The sequence below is a fragment of the Roseateles sp. P2_H4 genome (assembly GCF_056403315.1).
Map to the genome: position 1 here is coordinate 111,163 of NZ_JBFUFR010000018.1, position 18,536 is coordinate 129,698.

Below are 18,536 nucleotides of genomic sequence, written 5' to 3' on the forward strand. Positions count from 1 at the left end.
CCGCTGACATGACTGCAACTGTGACCTCTCACGTCAACGGCGCCGCGCCCGTCTTCTACGACACGGGTGACCACCACCCGCAGCCCAGCACCATGCTGGGTTTCTGGCTCTACCTGATGAGCGACTGCCTCATCTTCGCGGTGCTGTTCGCCGTCTACGCCGTGCTGGGCCGCAACTACGCGGCCGGCCCGTCGGGCGCCGACCTGTTCGACCTGCCGCTGGTGGCCGTCAACACGGGCCTGCTGCTGTTCTCGTCCATCACCTATGGCTTCGCGATGATCGCGATGCAGGCCAAGCGCAAGAACCAGGTCTTGGCCTGGCTGGCCATCACGGGCCTGTTCGGCCTGGGTTTCCTCGGCATCGAGCTGTTCGAGTTCCACCACCTCATCCACGAGGGTGCCGGCCCCGGCCGCAGCGCCTTCCTGTCCAGCTTCTTCACGCTGGTCGGCACCCACGGCCTGCACGTCACCTTCGGCTGCATCTGGCTGGTCACGCTGATGGTGCAGGTGCAGAAACTCGGCCTCACGCCGGCCAACCGCCGCCGCCTGATGTGCCTGTCGATGTTCTGGCACTTCCTGGACGTCGTCTGGATCGGCGTCTTCACCTTCGTCTACCTGATGGGAGTGCTGTGATGGCCGACCATGCCCACGATCACCACGACGACCATCACGACGGCGAAGGTGACTTCCACGTCAGCTTCAAGGGCTATGCCGTCGGCTTCATGCTGTCGGTCATCCTGACGGCGATTCCCTTCTGGCTCGTCATGGGCAAGGTGCTGCCCACGCCCAAGCTCACCGGCCTGGTCATCCTCGGCTTCGCGGCCGTGCAGATGGTCGTGCACATGATCTATTTCCTGCACATGAACGCCAAGGTCGAGCAGGGCTGGTCCCTGCTGGCGCTGCTGTTCACCGGCGCCCTGGTCGTCATCATGCTGTCCGGCTCGGTCTGGGTCATGTATCACATGAACGCCAACATGATGCCGACGCCCGATCCCGCCGCGATGCGCAACATGCCGTGATCCGCGCGGCGCGCCTGGCACTGATCGTCGCCACGGCGCTGGCCAGCGTGGGCTTCCTCGCGCTGGCCGTCTGGCAGTTCCAGCGCCTCGGCTGGAAAGAAGATCTCATTGCCCGCGTCGAGCGCCAGGTTCATGCGGGGCCGGTGTCTCCGCCAGCCGCATCGGTTTCGGTATCGAAGGCCGACGAATACCGCCGCCTGCGCCTGCGCGGCCGCTTCGAGCCGCGCGAGGTGCTGGTGCAGGCCACGACCGAACTGGGCGGTGGCCACTGGGTGCTGGCGCCGCTGCGCCTGGACGACGGCACGGCCGTCCTCATCAACCGCGGCTTCGTGCCGCCCGAGCAGCGCGCGCCCGACCGGCATGCCGCGCCCGCCGGCGCCGTCGAGCTGACGGGCCTGCTGCGCCTGACCGAGACCGGCGGCGGCCCGCTGCGCCAGAACGTGCCCGCCGAGGGGCGCTGGTATTCGCGTGACGTCGCCGGTATCGCGGCCCAGCTTGGCGTCAGCGGTACGGTCGCGCCTTTCTTTGTCGACGAGTCCGCCGATCCCGCCCAGCCGCTGCGTTATCCGCGCCCCGGCCTGACGGTGATCCGTTTCGCCAACAATCACGCCGTCTACGCCATCACCTGGCTGGCGCTCGCGGCCATGTCTGCGGCTGCCGCCATCTATCTGCTCCGCGAAGAGCGCCGCCGCTCCCTGCCTTGAACCCCACGCCGCTGACCCCCACCGCCGAGCCCGCTGAGCCGGTCATCGTCGCCCCCGAGCGCCGCGCCGGCCGCGCCAACCTGCGCCAGCTCATCGAGCTGCGCTGGCTGGCCGTGGGCGGCCAGCTCGCCACGGTGCTGGTCGTGCACGTGGGCCTCGCCATCGCGCTGCCCTGGGCCGAGATGCTGAGTCTGCTCGGCATCCTCGTCGTCTTCAACCTCTTCAGCATCTGGCGCAACAAGCTCACGCAGCCGGTCTCGCAGATCGAGCTCTGCATCGCGCTGCTCGTCGACGTCGGCGTGCTGACGGGCCAGCTCTACCTGGCCGGTGGCAGCGACAACCCCTTCATCTACCTCTATCTGCTGCAGGTGGCCGTCGCCTCTGTGCTGCTGCGGCCGGCCTACCTTGGTGTCATCGTGCTGAGCACGCTGACCGGCTTTGTCGCGCTGACGCAGTGGCACCGCCCGCTGCTGCTGGATACCTCCTCGCCGACGACGCTGTCGCCCAACTACCTTGGCGGCCTGCTGCTGTGCTTTCTGCTCAACGTCGGCCTGCTCAGCGTCTTCATCGTGCGCATCAACCGCAACCTGCGCCAGCGCGACGCCGAGTTGGCCGAGCTGCAGCAGCGCGCCGCCGAGGAAGTGCACATCGTGCGCATGGGCCTGCTGGCCAGCGGCGCCGCGCACGAACTGGGCACGCCACTGGCCACGCTCAGCGTCATCCTGGGCGACTGGGCGCACATGGCACCGTTTGCCGCCGAGCCCGAGCTGCGCGAGGAGATCGAGGAGATGCAGCGCCAGATCCTGCGCTGCAAGGCCATCGTCACCGGCATCCTGATGTCGGCCGGCGAAATGCGCGGCGAGGCGCCACGGTTGACGACGCTGCAGGCCTTCACGGAAGGCCTGGCCAAGAGTTGGCGGGCAGCCCACGCAGGAGCCGACCTGGCCCTTCGCAACAAGGACCTGCCCGAGGTCGAGATCATCTCGGACAGCGCGCTGCAGCAGGTCGTGGCCAATCTGCTGGACAACGCCCTGGAGGCCGCGCCCGGCATGCCGCTGACCCTCGTGGCCACCTGCCCGGACGAAGCCACGCTGCGCTTGTGCGTGCGCGACAACGGCCCTGGCTTTGATGCCCAGCGGCTCAAGCACTTCGGCGAGCCCTACCAGAGCAGCAAGGGCCAGCCCGGCCGTGGCATGGGCCTCTTCCTGTCGGTTAACGTGGCACGCACCTTGGGCGGGCGGCTGGAGGCGCGCAACCGCGAGGGCGGCGGCGCCGAGGTCGTGTTGACCCTGCCCATGGCCTCACTGCTGCCACGCCGCTGATGTCCGCCGCTGAATCCGACCGCCTGCTGCTCATCGTCGAGGACGACGACAGCTTTGCCCACACGCTGACCCGCTCCTTCGAGCGCCGCGGCTGGCGCGTCGTGCGCGCCACCGGGCTGGACGACATGAAGGCCTTGCTCGACGCGTTGCCCGACGACGAGGAACTGGGCCACGCCGTTGTCGACCTGAAGCTTGCCGGCGGTGCCTCGGGTCTGGCCTGTGTGCAAGCCCTGCATGGCTGGGACCCGGAGGTGCTGATCGTCGTGCTGACGGGCTACGCCAGCATCGCCACGGCCGTCGAGGCCATCAAGCTCGGTGCCTGCCACTACCTCGCCAAGCCGGCCAACACCGACGACATCGAGGCCGCCTTTGCGCGCAGGCAGGGTGATGCCGACGTCGAGGTCACCGAGCGTCAGACGGCGTCCATCAAGACGCTGGAGTGGGAGCGCATCCACGAGGTGCTGGCCGAGACCGACTTCAACATCAGCGAGACGGCCCGCCGTCTGGGCATGCACCGGCGCACGCTGGCGCGCAAGCTCGAGAAGCAGCGCATCAAGTAAGTGTCGGCGGCCGTCGCGGCGGACGACGCCTCATCAGGCGCTGCCGCTCTTGACGGGGGCGACCCTGGCCCACAGGCGAAACCCGCCACCCTTGGCCGGAATATCCTGCGCGACCTCCAGAAACTTGACCTTGGTGCCCGCCGTGATCAGGCCGATGACTTTGCCTTTCCACCATTCCCGCTCTTCGTTCAGATAGGGTTTGGAGGCGCGCTTGTTCATGTCGACCTTGGAGGTGGCGAAGGTGTCGACGGCGGGTATCTTGTCGAGGCTGAAATCGAAATACGAGTCGCCGAAAAACTTGCCGTCCTTGAACGTGCCGAGGAACACCCACCCCGCCATGTCGGAATTGATGGCCAGCGCGGCGTCAGCTTGGGCGCCCGTGGCGGCCGTGTCCGCGGCGCCTTCCTTTTTGTCGGTCTGGTTCGCGACCAGGATGATGGCTTCCTTGCTCGGCGCCGGGCCACGCATGAAAGCGTCCGCTACATCGCCGATGGAGAGTTTCTCGCGCATCTTGATGTCGTAGTGATTCACGACCCAGATGCCGAGTATCAGAAGGACGACGCCCAGAATGACGTCCTTGGATATTTTCAAAATGAGTTCGACGATTTCAAGGGTTTCCTTCATGGCCGGTGCTCTTTCATGACGGCGGCGGCTGCCGTGGTCCTGAAATGCTAGATTTGCCCATACTAGGCAGCATCCCCAGCAATGTGGACAGCCGCGCCGGCAGCTGGGCCATGGGGAGCGCTGTGCGCGCCCGCCGCCAACGTCAACCGAGCAGGCGCTCCCGCAGCGCGTCGCGCAGCTCCGCCCAGCTGTAGGTCGCCTGAGCCGCCAGCAGGCCGGCCTGGCCGAAGACGGGCGTCAGTCCATAGCGCTGCAGGGCCGCGGGCAGTTCCGTGCGGCCGCTGATGGCTTCGGCCAGCCACTCGCCGGCCACCGTCGTCGGCGCCACGCCGTGGCCGCCAAAGGCCTGGGCGAACCACAGGCCCGGCGCGAGCTGGCCGATCTGTGGCATCTTGTGGCGGGCATAGCTCATCAGGCCGCCCCAGGCATGCTCGATGCGCACCGCGGCGAGCTGCGGATAGACCTTGAGCAGGTCGGCCTGCAGCATCTGCGCAATGCGCGCCGGGTCGCGCTCCTGGATGGAGATGCGGCCGCCCCACAGCAGCCGGTGGTCGCTCAGTGCGCGGTAGTAGTCGAAGGCAAAGCGGTTGTCGTAGAGGGCCGCGGGCGTGCGAATCGGCCGCAGGGATTCGGGCAAGGGTTCGGTCGCGATGACATAGGTGGCGATCGGCAGGCGCGCGCCGGTCAAGGCCGGCAGCATGGTCTTCAGATAGGCGCCGCCGGCCACGACGACCTGGGCGGCACGGATCGAGGCCTCCTGCGCGGTACGCAGCTCGAAGCCACCGGCAGGCAGGCGGTCGATGGCCATCACGGCGCTGTGCTCATGCACCCGGCCGCCGGCCTGCTCGATGACGCGCGCCAGGCCCAGCGCGTACTTCAGCGGATGGAAATGGAAGGCATCGCGTTCCATCAGCGCGCCGCCGTAGCGCTCCGTGTCCAGCCACTGGCGCACCTGCGTGGGCTCGATCTCGTCCCAGACGACGCCGAAGTTCTCGCGCAGCCAGCGCGCCTGGTCGCGCAGCTGGCGCTCGGCCCGTGGGCTGTGCTTGAACCAGTTGAGCAGCAGGGCACCGCCTTCCACGCGGTCACAGGCGATCGCATGGCGTTCGATGCGTGATCGGATCAGCGCGACGGCCTCGCGGCTGTGGGCATAGAGCTCGCGCGCCGGCGCCAGTCCCAGGTCGCTCACCAGGTCTGCCGCGTCGCGGCTGTAGCCGCCGAAGACGAAGCCGCCATTGCGCCCCGAGGCGCCATGGCCGATGGTCTGCGCCTCCAGCACCGCAACGCTGGCGATGCCGCGCTCCTGCAGGCCGCGCGCGGTGGCCAGGCCGGCAAAGCCGCCGCCGAGCACGGCCACTTCGACATTGGTGGACGACTCGGCGAGGGATGGGAAGCTCAGGCGAGGCGCCGTGGCGGCGTAATAGGTCTCCGTTTGCATGCGCTGGCTTCAGGTCGGCGGGGACTCAATGTAGTCTGGCGCGTAGACGGTGAATACGCACCGTTGCAGCTGAAAGAGGTGGCGGGCAGAGTCGCATGCCCGATGCCTTCGGATCGACGGGCTGTATCGATCTTTGCCTATGACCGCACCCAAAAAGCTTGCAACCGCGCTCTCGAAACCTGTCGACGCGAGTCTCAAGGTCGCCGACGACGGGCGTTGCACGCTGCAACGCAAGCCCGTCGCGCTATCGGATCTGCGCGCGCGGCTTCTCGAACTCAAGGCCGCCCATCCCGACGTGCAACTCCACGTGTCAGGCAGCGACAAGGTTTCATATGCCCAGATGGCGCCAGTGATGAAGATCGTGGAAGAGACTGGTTTGGTTCGTCTGCGCTTTGTCACGGACTGGCCTGACACGCCGGCCTCCTCAGGGGGCACGCCATCAGCCTCGGGTTCTCGTCGATGAAATGCTGCGCTATCGACGCGACCGGGCATGCAACTCGAAGCATGCGATGCGGATGGGGGCTGTGGGGTTCGCGAGCTGGGCCGCCTCCTTGAGGGCCGGACTGATCCGGTGCCTGCTGTTGAGTGCAATCCTGCTGCCGAGCGCCCAAGCGGGCAGCACGGACGTGATCGCGAAGCTCAGAGCCCATGAGTTCTCCGAGCTGGAGCGCCACTACGAAGAAGTCGAATCCAGGTTCGAACGACGCGAGTTGAGCGAGCGCGATCTGATAGGCGCCTATTACCCGTTCTATCGCAAGGAGGACACGCTGTCTGACGACTTCGCCGCGTGGATCGAGCAGCGGCCCGACTCAGCGCTGGCGCGTCTGAGCCGGGGCATCTATTTCAGGAAGTTGGGGGAATTCCGCAGGGGGCGGGGATACGCCCATCAAACACGGGCGGCGGACCTTGAGTACATGACACAGATGCATGCTCGAGCGAAGCAGGACCTGATCRCAGCATTGCGGCAGCACCCCAGGTCATACGTCACGGTTGTGCACCTGCTGAACATTGCGCAGTTTGAGCTGGATCGCGAAGGCGCCCGCGCTTATCTCGACGCCGCCAACAGCCTGCTTCCAGACAATCTCTTCGCGCGGGCTCGCTACCTGATCAGCCTCGCGCCGAAGTGGAATGGAAGCCACGAGCAGATGGATGCGTTTGTCCGAGAGGCCAAAGCCAGCGGCGTGACGATGCAGCTTGGGCGCTGGCTCGAAGCCATCGTCAGCGAAGACCGTGCGGATGTCGCCTTCTACCAAGGTGATGACGCAGCTGCGGCGGCCCATGCCGCCGAGGCTCTGAGGCTCGCCGAGGATGCAGGGGAGGCATTTCAGTCCGACTTCTTGAGCTTCTCGGTTTGGTACAAGAAAGCTGGCCAACCGGCTTCGGGCAGAGGGCGAACAGCTCAGTCATGGTGGGTGCCCATCATTCAATGGACGACCTGGGGCGTCCTCATGGCGGCCGTGATGGGCTGGGTGGCTCGAAGCCGGATGAAGCAGCGACCGGAGCAGCTCGGCGATGACATGCGGCACCCTCCGAGCACCCTCGTCATCGGCATCGTCGGTTTCGTTCTCTTTGCGGCCCTCGGCGTGATATCAAACACCATTGGCAAGAACGAGACGACCAGCGTCTGGACGGATCTGCTGTTCCTGTTCTTTTCCCTGATGTCGCTGCCCATGATCGGCGACTACTTCCTGGCCCGACATCGCCTGACACCCGATGGGCTTGAGTTTGGGCGGCTGCTGGGGCGCCGCGGGAAGCTCAGATGGGAGGAGGTGAGCAGCGTCGAGTACGCCTCGGTGATGAAGTGGTTCAGGATCAGAACCCAGCAAGGGGCGACGATTCGTATCTCCGCGATGCTGATGGGACTGCCCGCATTTGCGCAGCAGGTCCTGTCCCATGTCCCCGCACATCGGATCGCCGAGTCCACGAGGGAGATCCTCGCGCAGACGGCAGATGGAAGGCCGCCCAGTATTTGGGCCTGAGCTCGATGTAGCCCTGGGCACGCGGTTGAACGCCAGGTCCGGATCGGGCGAAAAAAAACCGGCTCGGGAGAGCCGGTCTTTCATGCGGAGCCGCTGGGTTCAGTAGCGGCCACCGCCGAAGCCACCCGTGCCGTAGCCGACATCCGAACGCTTGGTGGCGGTGTAGCCATTCGCGCCGTAGCCGCTCGAATCCTTGCTGGCTTCGCGGGGACGGGCCAGGCTCACGACGATGGAGCGTCCATCGACGGTCATGCCGTGCAGTGCCGAGATGGCGGCCTGGGCGACTTCAGGAGAAGCCATTTCGACGAAGCCGAAACCTTTGGACGTGCCGGTTTCCCGGTCCATCATGACCTTGGCGGAGGAAACGCCACCGAACTCGGCAAAGTTGCTTTTCAGGCTGGAATCGGTCACGGAGTAGGGCAGGTTGCCCACGTAAATCTTGCTGCTCATGGTTGAGCCTTTCTGAGTGTTTGCGCACGGTCTGGGCGCGGTTGTGCGAATCTGCACTCGGCAGTTCGCAGCGAGTGGGACGTCAGCACGCGTTAGGTAGCGGCATGCACGCTTGAAGCCAGCCCTGGGTGACGGCGTACAGCCGCGCAGCTTCGCGTGAGGCAAAGGTGGTGTCGAAGCGGAATACGCGGCGACAACCTTCGTTGCCCTGGGCGGGGCGAACCGAGAACGAGGCGCGAAAGCGGCCACAGTCGGTCGGGTGTGTCGCGGGCGAAACGACGTACTTGCCCATGGGGATGGTGTTGTTCGAAATCTTGTTCAGTCAGAACTGCGGGCTTGAATCGCCCGCCGGGGCACGTCTTCGCGCGGTCAGTTTTGCCGGCAAATAACGCGTGGAAGTTCGCTAATCGCGCCTTGGGTGGGCGCGAACGGCCATTGGGAATGGCGCGGCGACCGCGGATTATATCTATTTAGATATGTTTCCGAGAATTTATATTTCTTCGGGTGTTGATGGGGCTGTGTCCGATGCCAGTCAAAGCCCCGCCAGCAGCTCGTACGAGCGCCGCCGCAGCGCATGGTCGTGCACGGCGCAGGCCACGATGAACTCATCGGCCTGCGTGCGCTCCCTGGTGGCGGCCAGGCCGGCGCGCACGGTCTGTGGCGAGCCGACGATGGATTCGCTCAACATGCGCTCGACCTGCATCGCCTCGGCGGGCGACCACAGCGAGTCCATGCTCGCCACCGGCGGCGGCAGTTTGCCGCGCCGGCCGCGCACCATGCCGAGGAAGCGCTGCTGGGCCGAGGTGAAGAGGAACTGCGCCTCCTCGTCCGTCGGCGCGACGATGACATTGAGCCCGACCATCGCATGCGGCTTGGGATGCCGGGTGCTGGGCTTGTAGGTGCTGCGATAGATCTGCAGGGCCTGCATCAGCATCTCGGGCGCGAAATGCGACGCGAAGGCAAAGGGCAGGCCGAGGTAGGCGGCGAGCTGGGCCGAATAGAGGCTGGAGCCCAGCAGCCAGATCGGCACCTCGGTGCCCTGGCCCGGCACGGCGCGCACTGGCGCCTCGGCGTCCGCCGGCGCGAGATAGGACTGCAGCTCCAGCACGTCGTTGGGAAAGCCATCCTCGCCGGTGCTTTCCAGGCTGCGGCGCAGCGCGCGCATCGTCGGCCGGTCGGTGCCCGGCGCGCGGCCCAGGCCCAGGTCGATGCGGCCAGGGAAGAGTTCGGCCAGCGTGCCGAACTGCTCGGCGATGGTCAGCGGCGCATGGTTGGGCAGCATGATGCCGCCGGCGCCGACACGGATGCGTCGGGATGCCGCGGCCAGCTGGCCGATCAGCACGGCGGTGGCCGAGCTCGCCACGCCTTCCATGTTGTGATGCTCGGCGACCCAGTAGCGCGTGTAGCCCAGTTCGTCGGCCAGGCGCACCAGGTCCAGGCTGTTCAGCAGGGCTTCGCGCGTGGTGGCGCCTTCGACAACGGGGGCCAGGTCGAGGATGGAGAGCGGGGGCAGGGCGGTCATGCCGCCATCTTGCCCAGATCGGTTTCGCCCCATGCGACCGGGGCTTTGCGCAGATGTGATTGCAGCCAGGGCAACAGGCGGGCCTCATAAGCCTGGCGGTCGAAGTCGCGCAGGTCCTCATGGCCAGCGCCCGGCACTGCCCACAATTGCTTGGGTTCGGGCGCGGCATTGAAGAGCTGCTCGGTCTCGACCCAGCGCGTGGAGCGGTCTTCGGTGCCCGAAGCCACGAGCAAGGGCGCGCGAACGCTGTGGATGGCTTCGATGGGCCGCAGCTCGTGCACACCCAGGCCCAGGCGCAGCGGGATCTGCAGCAACAGCAGCGGCGCGGCCCAGGCGCCGGCCGGGCCGAGGCGATTTGTGAGCCGATCCTGGACGGCGTCCGTGATGGTGGGGTAGACCGACTCCAGCACCAGTGCGTCCAGTTCGGGCTGGCGGTCGGCGAACAGCAGCGAGGCGCCGCCCAGCGACACGCCGATGCCGCCCAGTTTCTCGCCCGGCAGGTGCCCCCGCAGCCAGCCCAGCGCGGCCTGCACACCCAAGGCCTCGCGGCGACCGAAGCTGATGCGGTCGCCGCTGCTCTCACCGTGGGAAGGCAGGTCGATCAGCAGGCATCCAATGCCCTCGCGCTGCAGCCAACGCGCGCGCTCCAGCATCTGCAGTCGACTGCCGCGCACGCCGTGCAGCAACAGCACGGCGCCTTCGCCCGTGCGCCCGGGCAGGAACCAGCCGCTGACCTGCTGGCCATCGCCGTAGGGGATGCGCAGGGCTTCGCCAGGCACGCCGGGCGGCGGAGCGCCGAGAGCCGCGCGGGCGGGCCGGGTCAGCCATTCGCCGGCGGCCAGGCTGATCACGACGACGCCCAGCGCCAGCAACAGGGTGATCAAGAGGATGCGATTCATGCGACGTAAGGCTGCCCGCGACAGGGTGACGGGCTTGTCAGCGCACAGGCTGCAAAGCGGTAGGTTGATGCGCCCAGCCTGCAGTGTCGCGCGGCCCGAGCGTCGCCGGGCTGGGGCACCCGTGTTTCGTCGCTGCCGGCTGGCTGGTCGCTCAGCTCAGGTCCAGCACCGCGCGCACCAGCTGCGGGCCATCCGGATGCGGCGTCAGGCGCGCGCCGAACTCGCGCATCAGCGCCAGCATGCGGCGGTTGTCGGCCAGGATGTCGCCGTGCAGGCGCTGCACGCCATGGCGGCTTGCATGAGCGGCGAGGTGGGCGATCAGCCGCCGGCCCAGGCCGCGGCCCTGCCAGTCGTCGGCGACGGCCAGCGCGAACTCGGCGCGCTCGGGGCGGTCGACATCGTGCACATAGCGCGCGTCGGCGATGACGGGGTAGCCGGGCTCGCGGGACTCCACCACCCAGGCCACATGCTGGCTCTGGTCGACCTCGATCAGCAGCTTCAGCAAGGCGGGGCTGAGCTCGCGCAGGCCGACATGGAAGCGCTTGTGGCGCGAGTCCAGTGACAACGCGCTGAAGAAGGCCTGTTCGGCGGCGGCGTCGGTCGCGGCGATGAGGCGCAGGCCGACCTCTTGGCCGCCGCTCAGCCGCCAGTGCTCGGGCGCCTCGGTGGCGACGGGCGCCGCCGCTGCCAGCAGCGTGTTCACACCCGCGCCTCGGCCGGCCGCAGGTCCAGCACGGCCGGGCCACTCAGCGCGCTGACGGTGACGGCCTCGTCGCTCTGCACCACGAAACATTGGCCGGGCTCCAGCACGATGTCGCGGGTGTCGTGGTCGATGGTGATCCACAAGGTGCCGGAGGCGCTGCACAGATGGGTGGCGCGCGCCTCGGGCAGGCGGGAGATCTGGCCGCGTTGCAGCAGCAGCCGGGTGCGGGGTACGTCGATCAGCATGGTTTGCTCCTCGGGCCGGGATCCGGTCTTGCCTGCATGCCGGGTTGGCATGCTTGCGCCGGGGCCGTCTGGGGCGGATAGTGGCGGTTCCACGCTATGCGGACAAACGATGATTTGGAAGGCTTCGCATTCCTTCAGCTCATGTCAACAAAGCCAGTCGACCATCTCCCGCCGCTGCAATTGCTGGCCGCCTTCGAGGCGGCCGCGCGCCACCTCAGCTTCACGCAGGCCGCCGCGGAGCGCTTCGTCACGCAATCGGCCATGAGCCGCCAGATGCGTGCACTGGAGGACGAACTCGGCGTGACGCTGTTCGAGCGTCGCCACCGGGCGCTGGCGCTGACGGAGGACGGCCAGCGCCTGTACGCCGCCTGTTCGACAGCGCTGAACACGCTGCGCGTGGCCGTGCGGGCAGTGCGCGAACCCCACCAGCGCCAGGTGCTCGCGCTGACGACGACGCCGGGCTTCGCGTCGCTGTGGCTGATCCCGCGGCTGACGGCCTTCACACGCGCCCACCCGGGCATCGATGTGCGCCTGGACGCGGGCCTGGGCAACCGCAACCTGGCCAGCGAGGGCTTCGACCTCGCCATCCGGTACAGCCCCATCGGTGCGGTCCAGGGACAGCAGTTGTTTGCCGAAGCCATGCTGCCGGTCTGCAGCCCGCGCCTGGTGGGGGAACTGGGCCTGCCGCTGCGCGAGCCGCCCGACCTGGCGCGCCACACGCTGCTGCACCTGGCCATGGACGGCGACAGCGCCGGCATGCCGGCCGAGTGGGAGCCCTGGTTGACGGCCTGGGGCCTGGCCGATCTGCGTCCGGCGGCACGGCTGAGCTTCTCCAGCTATTCGGAGGCGATTGCCGCCGCGGTGGCGGGGCAGGGCGTGGCGCTCGGGCGCCGCCCCCTCGTCGATGCACTGCTGGCCTGCGGGCAGCTCGTCACGCCCTTCGACGCCGGCATCGCCTCGGCGCGGGCCTATCGCCTCATCATCGACCCGGCGGCCCGCCATCGGCCGGCCGTCAAGGCCTTCGAGCAGTGGTTGCTGGCGCAATGCGCCGGCGAATCCCTGCCCGCCTGATCGCTTGGGCGCGGCGGGCTCAGCCCGCGCCGTTCAAGTGGCTCGCGATGCCAGGGTCGGCCGACTGCGCGCGCAGCTGCCATTCCCGGGCCCGGGCGGTGCCCGGATCGCGCGCCTCACGCAGCAGTGCGGCGGCAAGGCGGGCCCGCCAGCGCTCGGCCGCGGCCAGCGCCCAGGCCTGCTCGCTGAGCGCCAGGCAGGCGCCGCGGTAGAGCTTGAGCGCGGCTTCCAGGGCCGCTGATGCGATCGTGCTGCCGGCGGGTGCGTGCTCGTGCTCGGTCAGGCGGTCGTTCAGGGCCTGCACATCAATCCAGACGCAGTCCGCGTTCAGGCGGATGCCGTGGTCCTGCACCAGCAGGGCAGCATCGTGGCCCAGCAGCCGGCGCAGTCTCGCGACCGTGACCTCGAAGGCCTTCTGACGACCTTCCCGGCCGTCGCCGGGCCACAGCTCACGGGCCACCGTCTCGGTCGAGCTGGCCTCGTTGCCGCGGCAGGCCAGATAGCGCAGCAGTTCGAGCGGCTTGCTGGCGGCCTTGCGGCCCTCCGCCGAGCGGCCCGGGGCGCCGCCATCGTCGGTGCCCACCTCGAAGCCGCCCAGTGCGCGGATCGTCACCGACCAGGGCCAGGTCTCGGGCGCCCCGGCCGGTGCCGCGAGCCGGCGCGTGCGGATGGCCGAGCGCACCCAGTCCGTCTCGGTGCCCTGCACCAGGGCCTGGCAGAAGATCTGGCCGATGTGCAGCGGCAGCAGGGGCAGCACGCCGGGCCATTCCAGTTCGCGCAGCGTGCGCATGGCGCGGGCCAGGGCGGCGTTCGGCAGGGCGTGCCAGCCTTGGCGCTGGCCGACGGCGATCAGTGCGGTCAGGTCCGCCAGGCAGCGCAGGCGTGCCGCCAGATAGCGCGGCAGCTGCATCTCGCTCAAGCCTTGAAAGCGCCCGGCCGCTTCCTCCGCATTGCCGCAGCCGATCAGCGCATAGCCCTCCTGCACGAGGTAGGTGACCTGGTAGCCGGGCCAGGCGCCGCTCATCTGCAGATGGCCCAAGGCGCGCCGGGCGTGGCCCAGGGCGGCGTGGAAGTCGCCCGCGCGCAGGGCCACGCGGCAGCGCACATCGGCCTGATCGGCCCACCACAGCGGCGTGCTGGCCGCATCGCCCGCGGCCGCGGCCTGGGCTGCCAGGGCCAAGGCTGCTGCGGGGTCGCTGGTGCACTCCACGAGGCGTGCCCGCTGCAGCGCCGCGACGGCGGCCAGCCCCGGCAGCTGGTGCTCGGCCGCCAGCTGCTGCGCCAGCACCAGCCGCTCCCGCGCTTCGTCCACCTTGGCGAAGGCGCTCAGATGCCAGGCCGCGGTGATGGCCCAATGGCCGCGCCAGAAGGGCGAGGCGTCCGGCTGCTTCTCAAGGGATGCGACCTGCGCGAACAGCAGTTCGAACTCCGCGTCCTCGCCGTGGCGCTCGCACAGCTCACCCAGCGCGCAGGCCAGCGCCAGTGACACGTCTGTGGGAGTGCCGCGGGCGCGCTCCATCAACAGGGCCGCATTGGCGGGCGGCCACGAGGGCAGCACGCCGTAGTCATGCGCGATCGAGGCCCCGGCCCAGGCCAGCAGGCCCTCGGTCGCGGTACCGGCCGCGTCGGGGCCGACGGCTGCCAGCACGCCCAGCATGGCCATGGCGTGGCGGTAGGCGGCCGCCTGCAGATGCTCCACCAGCACCACCAGGCCGGCGGCTCCCGCGGCGAGCGGCGCCTGTCCGTCCGCTTGCGCCCGCAGGGCCAGCGCCGCCGCGCTGTCCAGCGCGCCCGGGGCCTGGGCCGACAGCGCGCGCAGGGCATCCAGCAATTCACCCGACCGCTGCGCGGCTGCCGCTTCGGGCTGCGACGGGTTCATCGCTGCATGCTAAGCCCGTGCTGTGGGTCATTTGTGGGTGGCGTGGGCTGGGCGCGCCTTTCATCATCAATACGCAGCCTGCGCCCTGCCGGCGGCATACCTGGGAGTTGCAATGAACACTGATCTCCAACACGCAAGGCGCTCGGTGGCCGTGACGGCCGTCGCCTTTCTTGCCGCCGCCTGCAGTGGGGCCGCGTGGGCGCTGCCGCTGGCATCGAGCGTCACCCGCGAAATCAACTTCGTCTCCGACCACTCGACGTGTACCGGCCTGCTGCCGCTGGGCGGCGACTCCGTGTCGTGCACGCTGACGAATGGCGCGGACCTGACGGCTTCGTTTGCCGACTACTACGGCAGCCCTTCGAGCGGCAGCGCCCATGTCTTCGTCAACGGGATGGACATGCACTTGTCCGTCACGTCGACCCGCTCCACGGTGCCAACCTCCGTCATCGATGCCGTCCAGTTCGACCAGTTCATGATCACGGGGCCGACGCCCACGGTGCAGGTCGGCGTCACGGTCACCCTCGATGGCACCACGGTTCGGAACGGTTCAGGTTTTGTGCTGACCAGCTACACCTTCATCAGCGGCAAGCGCTCGCCAGCGCCGAGTGCGTCGGCGAATTCGTACGCCGATCGGATCAGCAATGACCCGTCCCGCGACGTGCTCGCCTTCGGTCGCACCGCAACGTTCGGTGGCGGCGTCACTCAGCCCATCCTCCATCGCGTGGATGCTGCCTCGTTCACAGCGGTGGTCGGCACGCCTTTCGAACGCGGCTTCGAGTTCGGGTTGTCCAGCCTGAACACATCCCTGAGCTTCAGCGCGCGCATCGAATACTCGCTGCCGGCCGGCTACACCCTGACGTCGGCCCGCGGACTGATGGTGAACGCCGTGCCGGAAAACGGCAGTTGGGCGTTGATGCTTGCCGGGTTGGTCAGTCTGGGCGGCATGCGCTTGGCACGGCGAAGCGGCGCTGGACCTGAAGGCGAATGAGCGAATTCGTCAGGCTTTGAATGAGATCTCGCAGCTGCACGCCAAGCCTTCCCATCACAAATGCGATGGAGGCTGATCGTCGCTTGCAAGTTGCGCCGCTGCATCAGGTACGGCTGGTGCGGGATCCACATCTTTGTCGGCACTCTGTTTGTTGGCCGACCTGCTCAGCATCCAAGCGGTCAAGAGTGCCAGCGGGATGACGGCAATGGAAATCTCGTCTAACCAGAGCGGTGTGAACGGCAGCCAGAGTTTGTAAAGGATGCCCCAGAAAATTGCGGCGATGCAGGCGACGCCGATCACGGCCAGTACCGCCTTCTTGATCAGGATGCCTAACCGAATCAGCAGATTCATTTCGACCCTGAGCAGCGTCAAGGGAAGCTGTGGCCGGCGCCGCCCAGCAGCGCTGTCTCAGCCCGCCAGCCCGGCGTACACGTGTTGCACGTCGTCGTTGTCGTCCAGCGCGGCGAGAAAGCTCTCCACCTCTTCGAGCTGTTCGGCGTTGAGGCTGGCCGGGTCGACAGGGTTCTTGGGGCGGTAGCCCAGCTTGGCGCTGAGCACCGTGAAGCCCTGGGCGGGCAGAGCGCGGCTGACGAGGTCGAGGTCGGCCGGGTCGGTCAGGAAGACGGTGACGCCGTCTTCGTCGGCCGGCAGCAGGTCCTGGGCGCCCGCCTCGATGGCCGCCATGTCGGCGTCGGCCCCGGGCGCAGCAGGCTCGGCTTCGATCATGCCGAGGTGGTCGAAGTCCCAGCCCACCGAGCCGGCACCGCCGAGCTGGCCCTTGCGGAACAGCACGCGCATGTCCGACGCGGCGCGGTTCACGTTGTCGGTCAGCACCTCCACCATCACCGGCACGCGGTGCGGCGCAAAGCCCTCGTAGATGGCCTGCTCGAAGTGCACGGTCTCGCCGGTCAGGCCGGCACCCTTCTTGATGGCGCGGTCCAGCGTGTCCTTGGGCATGGACACCTTGCGCGCCTGCTCCACCACCAGCCGCAACCGGGCGTTGTCCTTGGGGTCAGCACCGCTGCGCGCGGCAATCATGATGTCCTTGGCCAACTTGCCAAAGAGCCGGCCCTTGGCATTGGCGGCGATGTCCTTGTGTTTGGCTTTCCATTGGGCGCCCATATTTAACTGCCTTATAAAAGTCGATTTACGGAGAGCAACTATTTTTCGGTGACAACAAAGGTCCGCGAAGCGAGTAACTCTTTCTCCAAATATATTTCTACCCTGCAGTTGCCCATTCCGAGCACAGGTGCCGAAACTGCATGCAATAGAAGATAGGGTGATTTCGATACCAAATAGACAGCTGAACGTTCATGGACAAGAGTGTCGGCATTGAACCACTTGAAGGTGAAGCGGTGTTTTGCAGGTTTGACTCCAGTTGGCACTTTCGCCACCAGGGTTACATGTGCATGGATTTTTTGGGAAAATGTGAAGTTGTCGCTGATATTTTGAATGTCTCCCAACTTGGTTGACCCAAGCGAGGTGACAAGGTTGGCGCGCCATTCGCCGGGGGCGACACTCGGCTCCGTTGCGCTACAGATTGCGGCAAACAAAAAGGCAACCACGAATGAAAGGATTTTCTTAAACAAAATGGATCCCCTTAATAATTCAACATCTGTATTTGAGAGCTTGGGAAAATTTCCATAACTCGCAACATTAATCAGAGCTGCCGAGAATAGCTGACGACTTCCGCGTCTGCCCTGCCCGCCAGACCGTCAACGTCACCTTCTCCCCAATCTGCCGCGTCTCCAGCAGCGACAGCATGTCGTCCAGGTCCGCCACCGCCTGGCCGTCCACGGCCGTGATGACGTCCCCCTGCACGATGCGCCCGACGCGATCGCGCCCAAAGGGCTTCAATCCGGCCGCCGCCGCCGGGCTGCCATCCGCCACATTGACGAGCAGCACGCCCTTGGGCGCCCCCAGCGCCTTGGCCAGGTTCTCCGGCCCGGCCGTCACGCCGAGTGCGGGCCGGATGAAGCGCCCGTCGCGGATCAGCCGCGGCACGATGCGGTTGACTTCGTCGACGGGAATCGCGAAGCCGATGCCCGCGCTCGCGCCGCTCGGGCTGTAGATCGCCGTGTTGACGCCGATCAGCCGCCCCGCCGAGTCCAGCAGCGGGCCGCCTGAATTGCCCGGGTTGATGGCGGCGTCCGTCTGGATCGCCCCCTTGATCGTGCGCCGCGTGACCGATTCGATCTCGCGGTTCAACGCCGAGACGATGCCGGTCGTCAGCGTCTGGTCCAGCCCGAAAGGGTTGCCGATGGCATAGACCTTCTGTCCCACCTGCAGGTCGCGACTGGCGCCAATGCCGATGGCCGGCAGTTTCTCGCGCGGTGCCTCGATGCGCAGCACGGCGATGTCGCGGTCGGGGAAGGCGCCGACGAGCTTGGCCGGGTAACTGCTCTGGTCGCTCAGCGTCACGGTGGCTCGGTCGCCGCCCTGGATGACGTGGAAGTTGGTGACGACGTGGCCGGCATCGTCCCAGACAAAGCCGGTGCCGGTGCCGCTCGGCTGTTCGCTGGTGCGCAGCGAGAAGAAGTCGCGCTGCACGCTCAGCGTCGTGATGTGCACCACCGACGGCGAAACCCGCTTGAAGACGCTGATGTTGTTCATCTCCTCGGCGTCCAGCGCGGCGCGCGGGGCCGGCGAGCGAGGCTGGGCCTGGCGGGTTTGAGCCTGCGCGTTCGCGGGCACGGCGATTGCCAAACCCAGGCAGGCGGCGACGGTCAGGATTTCAAGGCGCGAAGGCATGTCGGCGGAAAGTCGGCGATGGCGTTGGCGGCCATTGTGAAGCGGGCTGGTGCCGACTTGCCGACCGTCACGCCGCGTCGGCAATCGATGCAGCAGCAAGGAAAACGGCCATGAAGCAGTTGTTGTTGGGATGGGGCTTGTGCGCGTTGCTGGGCAGTGCCACCGCGCAGCAGGTGTGGAAGTGCGAGCAAGACGGTGTGGTGCGCTATACCGACCAACCCTGCGAGGCGCAGGGCCGGCCCGTGCCCAGCCGCAATCTGCAGCCCAATGGGGTGGATGCCAGCAAGCCCGAAGCGGCCGCGTCGGTGCCGCTCGCAGGCGCCTCGGCGGCCGTGGCGCGCGAGGCATCGGGCGTGGCCGCCCAGGCCAGGCCGGTCTCGGCC

The 18,536-nt window shown here is 67.4% G+C and carries 23 protein-coding genes; 10 read left to right on the forward strand and 13 right to left on the reverse strand.

The genetic code is table 11. From position 1 onward, the window contains the following. Positions 1–8: 8 nt before the first annotated feature. The 5 genes from cyoC to AC1DW3_RS15270 are packed head-to-tail and all read left to right on the forward strand — an operon-like array spanning position 9 to position 3,604. Positions 9–632: a cytochrome o ubiquinol oxidase subunit III gene (gene cyoC, locus AC1DW3_RS15250; RefSeq protein ID WP_477932329.1), complete on the forward strand. Its 624-nt coding sequence runs from the start codon at positions 9–11 to the stop codon at positions 630–632. Then, positions 632–1,018: a cytochrome o ubiquinol oxidase subunit IV gene (gene cyoD / locus AC1DW3_RS15255; RefSeq protein WP_477932331.1), complete on the forward strand. Its 387-nt coding sequence runs from the start codon at positions 632–634 to the stop codon at positions 1,016–1,018. The genes cyoC and cyoD overlap by 1 nt, the downstream gene beginning before the upstream one ends. Further along, entirely contained in the window at positions 1,015–1,722 is a 708-nt protein-coding gene (locus AC1DW3_RS15260) for an SURF1 family protein (protein WP_477932333.1), read from the forward strand. Before cyoD ends, AC1DW3_RS15260 begins: the two co-directional genes overlap by 4 nt. Next, complete coding sequence (locus AC1DW3_RS15265; RefSeq protein ID WP_477932335.1) at positions 1,719–3,044, forward strand: ATP-binding protein; 1,326 nt, start codon at positions 1,719–1,721, stop codon at positions 3,042–3,044. The genes AC1DW3_RS15260 and AC1DW3_RS15265 overlap by 4 nt, the downstream gene beginning before the upstream one ends. Beyond that, positions 3,044–3,604, forward strand: coding sequence for a response regulator transcription factor (locus tag AC1DW3_RS15270; RefSeq protein ID WP_477932337.1), 561 nt, complete (start codon positions 3,044–3,046; stop codon positions 3,602–3,604). Before AC1DW3_RS15265 ends, AC1DW3_RS15270 begins: the two co-directional genes overlap by 1 nt. 33 nt (positions 3,605–3,637) lie before the next feature. Here the strand turns inward: AC1DW3_RS15270 and AC1DW3_RS15275 are convergent, their stop codons facing one another. Both AC1DW3_RS15275 and AC1DW3_RS15280 read right to left on the reverse strand, forming a co-directional pair. Next, positions 3,638–4,228, reverse strand: coding sequence for a hypothetical protein (locus AC1DW3_RS15275; RefSeq protein ID WP_477932339.1), 591 nt, complete (start codon positions 4,226–4,228; stop codon positions 3,638–3,640). Between the two features lie 142 nt (positions 4,229–4,370). Then, positions 4,371–5,666: an NAD(P)/FAD-dependent oxidoreductase gene (locus AC1DW3_RS15280; RefSeq protein ID WP_477932341.1), complete on the reverse strand. Its 1,296-nt coding sequence runs from the start codon at positions 5,664–5,666 to the stop codon at positions 4,371–4,373. Positions 5,667–5,805: 139 nt separating this feature from the next. Here AC1DW3_RS15280 and AC1DW3_RS15285 point away from each other — a divergent pair, with 139 nt between their 5' ends. Both AC1DW3_RS15285 and AC1DW3_RS15290 read left to right on the forward strand, forming a co-directional pair. Then, on the forward strand, positions 5,806–6,129 hold the full coding sequence (locus AC1DW3_RS15285; RefSeq protein WP_477932343.1) for an ExbD/TolR family protein: 324 nt from the start codon (positions 5,806–5,808) through the stop codon (positions 6,127–6,129). Position 6,130: 1 nt separating this feature from the next. Next, the gene (locus AC1DW3_RS15290) at positions 6,131–7,645 is read left to right on the forward strand and encodes a DUF4034 domain-containing protein (protein ID WP_477932345.1); all 1,515 of its coding nucleotides are present in this window, start codon (positions 6,131–6,133) and stop codon (positions 7,643–7,645) included. A gap of 99 nt (positions 7,646–7,744) precedes the next feature. Here the strand turns inward: AC1DW3_RS15290 and AC1DW3_RS15295 are convergent, their stop codons facing one another. From AC1DW3_RS15295 to AC1DW3_RS15320, 6 genes are all read right to left on the reverse strand, one after another. After that, positions 7,745–8,095: an RNA recognition motif domain-containing protein gene (locus tag AC1DW3_RS15295; RefSeq protein WP_477932347.1), complete on the reverse strand. Its 351-nt coding sequence runs from the start codon at positions 8,093–8,095 to the stop codon at positions 7,745–7,747. Positions 8,096–8,177: 82 nt separating this feature from the next. Beyond that, positions 8,178–8,387, reverse strand: a complete 210-nt coding sequence (locus AC1DW3_RS15300) for a hypothetical protein (RefSeq protein WP_477932349.1) — start codon at positions 8,385–8,387, stop codon at positions 8,178–8,180. A 240-nt stretch (positions 8,388–8,627) separates the two neighbouring features. Further along, complete coding sequence (locus tag AC1DW3_RS15305; protein ID WP_477932375.1) at positions 8,628–9,608, reverse strand: LLM class flavin-dependent oxidoreductase; 981 nt, start codon at positions 9,606–9,608, stop codon at positions 8,628–8,630. Positions 9,609–9,613: 5 nt separating this feature from the next. Further along, positions 9,614–10,516, reverse strand: a complete 903-nt coding sequence (locus tag AC1DW3_RS15310) for an alpha/beta hydrolase (RefSeq protein WP_477932351.1) — start codon at positions 10,514–10,516, stop codon at positions 9,614–9,616. A gap of 151 nt (positions 10,517–10,667) precedes the next feature. After that, positions 10,668–11,219 carry an N-acetyltransferase family protein gene (locus AC1DW3_RS15315; protein ID WP_477932353.1) on the reverse strand — a complete coding sequence of 184 codons (552 nt, stop codon included), beginning with the start codon at positions 11,217–11,219 and terminating at the stop codon, positions 10,668–10,670. After that, positions 11,216–11,464 carry a DUF2917 domain-containing protein gene (locus AC1DW3_RS15320; protein ID WP_477932355.1) on the reverse strand — a complete coding sequence of 83 codons (249 nt, stop codon included), beginning with the start codon at positions 11,462–11,464 and terminating at the stop codon, positions 11,216–11,218. The genes AC1DW3_RS15315 and AC1DW3_RS15320 overlap by 4 nt, the downstream gene beginning before the upstream one ends. A 141-nt stretch (positions 11,465–11,605) precedes the next feature. On the opposite strand from AC1DW3_RS15320, the gene gcvA reads away from it, so the two are divergent. Beyond that, positions 11,606–12,535: a transcriptional regulator GcvA gene (gene gcvA, locus AC1DW3_RS15325; RefSeq protein WP_477932357.1), complete on the forward strand. Its 930-nt coding sequence runs from the start codon at positions 11,606–11,608 to the stop codon at positions 12,533–12,535. 19 nt (positions 12,536–12,554) lie between these two features. Here gcvA and AC1DW3_RS15330 read toward each other — a convergent pair whose 3' ends face one another. Beyond that, on the reverse strand, positions 12,555–14,414 hold the full coding sequence (locus AC1DW3_RS15330) for an AfsR/SARP family transcriptional regulator (RefSeq protein ID WP_477932359.1): 1,860 nt from the start codon (positions 14,412–14,414) through the stop codon (positions 12,555–12,557). Between the two features lie 112 nt (positions 14,415–14,526). Between AC1DW3_RS15330 and AC1DW3_RS15335 the strand changes: the two genes are divergently transcribed. Beyond that, a complete protein-coding gene (locus tag AC1DW3_RS15335; protein WP_477932361.1) occupies positions 14,527–15,402 on the forward strand; it encodes a hypothetical protein in 876 nt (291 codons plus the stop codon). A 54-nt stretch (positions 15,403–15,456) separates the two neighbouring features. Here the strand turns inward: AC1DW3_RS15335 and AC1DW3_RS15340 are convergent, their stop codons facing one another. The 4 genes from AC1DW3_RS15340 to AC1DW3_RS15355 form a co-directional block, all read right to left on the reverse strand. After that, positions 15,457–15,753 carry a hypothetical protein gene (locus tag AC1DW3_RS15340; RefSeq protein ID WP_477932363.1) on the reverse strand — a complete coding sequence of 99 codons (297 nt, stop codon included), beginning with the start codon at positions 15,751–15,753 and terminating at the stop codon, positions 15,457–15,459. Between the two features lie 57 nt (positions 15,754–15,810). Beyond that, positions 15,811–16,524, reverse strand: coding sequence for a YebC/PmpR family DNA-binding transcriptional regulator (locus tag AC1DW3_RS15345; RefSeq protein ID WP_477932365.1), 714 nt, complete (start codon positions 16,522–16,524; stop codon positions 15,811–15,813). 38 nt (positions 16,525–16,562) lie between these two features. After that, on the reverse strand, positions 16,563–16,991 hold the full coding sequence (locus AC1DW3_RS15350) for a hypothetical protein (protein ID WP_477932367.1): 429 nt from the start codon (positions 16,989–16,991) through the stop codon (positions 16,563–16,565). 67 nt (positions 16,992–17,058) lie between these two features. Then, entirely contained in the window at positions 17,059–18,153 is a 1,095-nt protein-coding gene (locus AC1DW3_RS15355) for a S1C family serine protease (RefSeq protein ID WP_477932369.1), read from the reverse strand. Positions 18,154–18,263: 110 nt separating this feature from the next. Between AC1DW3_RS15355 and AC1DW3_RS15360 the strand changes: the two genes are divergently transcribed. Then, positions 18,264–18,536, forward strand: a 273-nt coding sequence (locus AC1DW3_RS15360) for a DUF4124 domain-containing protein (protein ID WP_477932371.1), incomplete at its 3' end; no start/stop codon positions are given.

Excerpts from the sequence above, each read along its gene's own strand:
- cyoC (WP_477932329.1), top strand. The coding sequence starts at position 9 with ATGACTGCAACTGTGACCTCTCACGTCAACGGCGCCGCGCCCGTCTTC.
- cyoD (WP_477932331.1), top strand. The coding sequence starts at position 632 with ATGGCCGACCATGCCCACGATCACCACGACGACCATCACGACGGCGAA.
- AC1DW3_RS15270 (WP_477932337.1), top strand. The coding sequence starts at position 3,044 with ATGTCCGCCGCTGAATCCGACCGCCTGCTGCTCATCGTCGAGGACGAC.
- AC1DW3_RS15275 (WP_477932339.1), bottom strand. The coding sequence starts at position 4,228 with ATGAAGGAAACCCTTGAAATCGTCGAACTCATTTTGAAAATATCCAAG.
- AC1DW3_RS15280 (WP_477932341.1), bottom strand. The coding sequence starts at position 5,666 with ATGCAAACGGAGACCTATTACGCCGCCACGGCGCCTCGCCTGAGCTTC.
- AC1DW3_RS15285 (WP_477932343.1), top strand. The coding sequence starts at position 5,806 with ATGACCGCACCCAAAAAGCTTGCAACCGCGCTCTCGAAACCTGTCGAC.
- AC1DW3_RS15295 (WP_477932347.1), bottom strand. The coding sequence starts at position 8,095 with ATGAGCAGCAAGATTTACGTGGGCAACCTGCCCTACTCCGTGACCGAT.
- AC1DW3_RS15300 (WP_477932349.1), bottom strand. The coding sequence starts at position 8,387 with ATGGGCAAGTACGTCGTTTCGCCCGCGACACACCCGACCGACTGTGGC.
- AC1DW3_RS15310 (WP_477932351.1), bottom strand. The coding sequence starts at position 10,516 with ATGAATCGCATCCTCTTGATCACCCTGTTGCTGGCGCTGGGCGTCGTC.
- AC1DW3_RS15320 (WP_477932355.1), bottom strand. The coding sequence starts at position 11,464 with ATGCTGATCGACGTACCCCGCACCCGGCTGCTGCTGCAACGCGGCCAG.
- gcvA (WP_477932357.1), top strand. The coding sequence starts at position 11,606 with ATGTCAACAAAGCCAGTCGACCATCTCCCGCCGCTGCAATTGCTGGCC.
- AC1DW3_RS15330 (WP_477932359.1), bottom strand. The coding sequence starts at position 14,414 with ATGAACCCGTCGCAGCCCGAAGCGGCAGCCGCGCAGCGGTCGGGTGAA.
- AC1DW3_RS15335 (WP_477932361.1), top strand. The coding sequence starts at position 14,527 with ATGAACACTGATCTCCAACACGCAAGGCGCTCGGTGGCCGTGACGGCC.
- AC1DW3_RS15340 (WP_477932363.1), bottom strand. The coding sequence starts at position 15,753 with ATGAATCTGCTGATTCGGTTAGGCATCCTGATCAAGAAGGCGGTACTG.
- AC1DW3_RS15345 (WP_477932365.1), bottom strand. The coding sequence starts at position 16,524 with ATGGGCGCCCAATGGAAAGCCAAACACAAGGACATCGCCGCCAATGCC.
- AC1DW3_RS15355 (WP_477932369.1), bottom strand. The coding sequence starts at position 18,153 with ATGCCTTCGCGCCTTGAAATCCTGACCGTCGCCGCCTGCCTGGGTTTG.